We start from the raw sequence: 4529 nt of genomic DNA on the forward strand, positions 1-4529 counted from the left end.
GACCCGGATCCGGGTCGACGAAGAGCCCTGCGGCCCACGACACGAGCAGGTAGCCGTGCGCGACCCGGCCGGGGAAGAACGGGTTCGCGGCGGCGGCCTCCTCGTTCATGTGGGCGTAGAAGAGGTCGCCGGTGAAGTTCGCGAACGTCTCGATGTCGGCGAGCGTCACCGCGCGCGAGGGCGACGCGAGCTGGTCGCCGACGGCGAGTTCGGCGAGCGACTTGCGGAACGGATGCCGGTCGGACCGGGATGCCGCACCCTGGTGCCAGACGCCGGTCAGGGCGGTCAGCATCGCGGGTGAGCCCTGCACGGCGGTGCGCTGCATGTGGTGCAGCACCGCACGGATGCCGCCCAGCTCCTCACCGCCGCCGGCGCGGCCGGGACCGCCGTGGACGAGGTGGGGCACCGGCGCGCCGTGACCGGTCGAGGTGCGGGCGTCGTCGCGGTCGAGGAACAGCAGCCGGCCGTTGTAGGCCGCGGTACGCGCCAGGAGGGTCGCGGCGACGGCGGGGTCGGAGGTGGCGACGCTCGTGACGAGCGACCCGCCACCGCGGCCGACGAGATCGGCGGCCTCGTCCACCGTGCGGTACGCCAGCACGCTGGCCACCGGGCCGAACACCTCGACGTCGTGCACCGCGTCGGGCAGGGCATCCGCCGCGCCGTCGAACCCGATCAGGATCGGGCCGACGAACGCCCCGTCGGGCGCGGGGCCGGTGGAGCCGTCCGCATGCGTCACGTCCGGGGCATCCGTTGTCCCCAGCAGGATGCGGCCGCCGGCGGCCTCCAGAGCGCCCACCGCCCGCAGCACCTCATCGCGCTGCGCGAGCGACACGAGCGGGCCCATCGTGACGCTCTCGGCGCGCGGATCGCCGACGACGACGCGCTCGGCGATCTTCGCCCGGAGCGCCTCGACGAGCGGATCGACGGAGTCTGCGGGCACGATGGCACGGCGGATCGCGGTGCACTTCTGGCCCGCCTTCGTCGTCAGCTCGACCATGAGCTGCTTCACATAGGCATCGAACTCGGGCGTGCCCGGCCCCGCGTCGGGCCCGAGCACCGACGCGTTGATCGAGTCGGTCTCGCTCGTGAAGCGCACCGCCGGAGCTGCCTGTGCGCGCAGGCGCTCCGCCGTCGACGCACTGCCGGTGAAGCCGACCAGGTCCCCGAGGCCGAGGTGCTCGAACAGACCGGGCACCGCGCCGCTCACCAACTGCAGCGACCCGGCGGGAAGCAGCCCTGTCTCGACGAGGATGCGCACCCACGCCTCAGCGACGTACGCGGTCGGTGAGGCCGGCTTCACGATCGTCGGCACGCCGGCGAGGAAGGCCGGCGCGAACTTCTCGAGTGCGCCCCACATCGGGAAGTTGAACGCGTTGATCTGCACGGCGACGCCGGGCAGCCGCGTGTACACGTGACGGCCCAGGAACGAGCCGTCCTTCGACAGCGACTCGACCGGCCCGTCGAGGTACACCTGCCCGTTCGGCAGCTCGCGGCGCCCCTTCGACGAGTAGGTGAAGAGCACGCCGATGCCGCCGTCGATGTCGTTCAGCGAGTCGCGCACCGTGGCGCCGGCCCGCTTCGACAGCTCGTACAGCTCCTCCTTGCGCGCGGTGAGGGCCTTGCCGAACTCCTTGAGCAGCAGCGCGCGCTGGTGGAACGTGAGCGCGCCCAGGCCCGCCTGCCCCACGGTGCGGGCGTGCGCGATCGCCGCGGCGAGATCGACGCCCTGCGTGCTGAGATACGTGACCACCTCGCCCGTCGACGCGTCGAGCACGGGGGCGGCGTCGTCGCCGGTATCGGGGATCCACCACTCGTCGCGCAGATAGCTGGGGAGGATGCCGGTGCGGGGCGGTTCGATCGTCCCCGCCTGCTCGATGGTCCCTGTCTGCTCGATCATCGCTGATCACTCCATTCGTAGAAACCGCGGCCGGACTTGCGGCCCAGATGTCCCTCGGCGACGAGGCGCCGCAGCAGGGGCGGCGGCGCGAACCGCTCCCCCAGCTTGCGGTGCAGTTCATCGGCGATCCCGAGGCGCACGTCGAGTCCGACCAGGTCGGTCGTGCGCAGCGGACCCATCGGATGCCGGTAGCCGAGCTCCATCGCCGCGTCGATGTCGGCGGCCGAGGCGACGCCCTCCTCGAGCATCCGGATGGCCTCCAGCCCGAGGGCGATGCCGAGGCGGCTCGATGCGAAGCCCGGGCTGTCGCGGACGACGATCGGCGTCTTGCCGAGCGCCTCGATCCACGACCGCGCGTCGTCCACGAGCCCCGGCTCGGTGGCGGCACCGGTCACGACCTCCACGAGCTGCGAGGCGGGCACGGGGTTGAAGAAGTGCAGCCCGAGAAAGCGCTGCGGCCGAGCCAGCGCCGACGCCAGGTCGTCGATGGAGATCGAGGAGGTGTTGGTGGCGAGCGCAGCGTCGGGCGAGAGCACCCGTTCCGCTCGGCTGAGGGCCGCGAGCTTGGCCTCTCGCTCCTCCGGCACCGCCTCGATCACGAGCCCGCAGCCGGCGAGGGCCGCGGCATCCGTCCCCGTCTCGATCGCCGCGGCGAGCGCGTCGTAGCCGCGGGGTGTCGCGCCGCGCTCGACGCTGCGCCGCACGGTCTCGAGCAGACGAGCGGATGCCGCAGCCGCCGCCTCGGCGTCACGCTCGACCACGACGACCTCGGCGCCGGTGAGGACGAACGCGTGCGCGATGCCCGCGCCCATGCGGCCACCGCCGATCACGCCGACGCGCTTCGGCACGCTCATCGCTTGCGGCTCTCGAGGAATGCGGCCATGCGCCGCTCCTTCTCGGGGCTCTCGAACAGCTTCGCCTGCAGTTCGAGCTCGATCTCGGGGTGCGCGGTGCGCGGCGCCAGCAGTGCGGCCTTCGTGTAGCGCGTCGCGAGCGGATCGTTCCGGGCGATGCGGTCGGCGATCGCGTGGGCCGCCGCGAGCAGGTCGGCGGGCTCGTACAGCGACGACACGAGGCCCCAGGCGACGGCGGTGTCGGCATCCAGGATCCGTCCCGTCAGCAGCATCTCGGCGGCCCGCGCCTCCCCCACGATCTCGGGCAGTCGCCACGTGGCGCCGGCCGCCGCGATGATGCCGAGGCCGGTCTCGGGGTTGCCGATCTGCAGGGCGGGCGTGCCGATGCGGATATCGGCCGCGTACGCGAGCTCGGCGCCGCCGCCGAGCGCGTACCCGTCGATCGCCGCGATCACCGGCATCGGGAGCCTCCGCACCCGCTGAAACGCGCGGGTGTTGATGCCGCGACGGGCATCGGCGCCGCGTCGCTCGCGCAGCTGCGCGATGTCGGCACCCGAGGCGAACACGCCGTCGGAGCCGGTCAGGATCAGGGTGCGCGGCTCACGCTCCAGTTCCTCGCAGAGCTCGTGCAGCCGGTCGATCATGTCCTGATCGATGGCGTTGCGCACCTCGGGACGCGTCAGAGTCGCGACGACGCGATCCGCGCGGCGCTGGATCTGGAGCGGCCCTGCACTCGAACCCGCACTCGACCCCGCACTCCACCCGGCACTCGACCCTGGCATCGGCATCCTCTCGATCCGCTCCCTCGCGGTCGCCGCCCATATTACCTAACAATCGTTCAGTAATCCTGGTCGCCGCCTCGTCGCCTGGCACCCCGCGGTCGGAGCCCGGGCTGTCGCCGAAAGCCCACGATATTCCTCGCTCACGACGGGTGTCCCGGCTGAGAGCCCGCGATCCCAACGGCGCTGACGACCACGACGCTGCGGCGCCGACCCGGGCGGCGGTGCCAGACTGGGGCGCATGTCCGCCCTGACGAGCCCCGCGAACGGCGAACCGGCGCCCGCACGGCGGGGACGCCCGGGGTACGACCGTGACCAGGTGCTCGCGGTCGCGGTGGCGCTCTTCAACGAGCAGGGCTACGACGCCACATCGGTCGCCGACCTCGCCTCGCGACTCGGTCTCACCAAGTCGGCGCTCTACCACCACTTCGATTCGAAGGAGCAGCTGCTCGCGCTCGCGCTCGACGAGGCGCTCGGGGAACTCGAGGGAATGCTCGACGCCTCCGACGCCGCGGCCGACGACCCGGCCGAGCGGCTCGGCGCCGTGTTGCGCGGTGCGGTGCGGGTGCTCGTCGACAAGCTTCCCTACGTCACGCTCCTCTTGCGGGTGCGCGGGAACAGCGACGTCGAACGGGCAGCCCTCGAGCGGCGTCGCGCGTTCGACCACCGCGTCACCGCTCTCGTCGTCGAGGCGCAGCGCGCCGGCCAAGTGCGCACGGACGTCGACGGCGCGGTCGCCACACGCCTGCTCTTCGGCATGGTCAACTCGATCGTCGAGTGGTACCGGCCCGCGGGCCCGGTCGACCGCGAGCGCCTCGCGCAAGACGTCGTCACGGTCGTCCTCGACGGCATGCGCACTCGCTGACGCTCTTCCCCCCGCCGCCCGCTGCGAAAAGCCTGGCCGGTCGCCCGACACGCGGCGTCGCGGCATCCATCATCGGCGCCGCCGTCACCGGCCCGACTTTTCGCACGGACCGGACGACGGATGCCGCGCCCCGA

Annotated in this window: 4 protein-coding genes; 1 reads left to right on the top strand and 3 read right to left on the bottom strand. The window is 72.5% G+C overall.

All coding sequences use genetic code 11. The features are described 5' to 3' along the window. From paaZ to B1729_RS19830, 3 genes are all read right to left on the bottom strand, one after another. Positions 1–1897 (bottom strand): phenylacetic acid degradation bifunctional protein PaaZ (gene paaZ / locus B1729_RS19820; RefSeq protein ID WP_163634526.1); only part of this gene is annotated, 1897 nt, incomplete at its 3' end. Beyond that, the gene (locus B1729_RS19825; RefSeq protein WP_163634528.1) at positions 1894–2751 is read right to left on the bottom strand and encodes a 3-hydroxyacyl-CoA dehydrogenase family protein; all 858 of its coding nucleotides are present in this window, start codon (positions 2749–2751) and stop codon (positions 1894–1896) included. The genes paaZ and B1729_RS19825, both read right to left, overlap by 4 nt. Next, positions 2748–3533 carry an enoyl-CoA hydratase/isomerase family protein gene (locus B1729_RS19830; RefSeq protein WP_163617589.1) on the bottom strand — a complete coding sequence of 262 codons (786 nt, stop codon included), beginning with the start codon at positions 3531–3533 and terminating at the stop codon, positions 2748–2750. The genes B1729_RS19825 and B1729_RS19830 overlap by 4 nt, the downstream gene beginning before the upstream one ends. Positions 3534–3771: 238 nt before the next feature. Between B1729_RS19830 and B1729_RS19835 the strand changes: the two genes are divergently transcribed. Then, on the top strand, positions 3772–4395 hold the full coding sequence (locus tag B1729_RS19835; protein ID WP_163634530.1) for a TetR/AcrR family transcriptional regulator: 624 nt from the start codon (positions 3772–3774) through the stop codon (positions 4393–4395). The last annotated feature ends 134 nt before the right edge of the window (positions 4396–4529 follow it).

Origin of the sequence: Microbacterium sp. B35-04, assembly GCF_010634885.1 — a bacterium.
GTDB lineage: Bacteria > Actinomycetota > Actinomycetes > Actinomycetales > Microbacteriaceae > Microbacterium.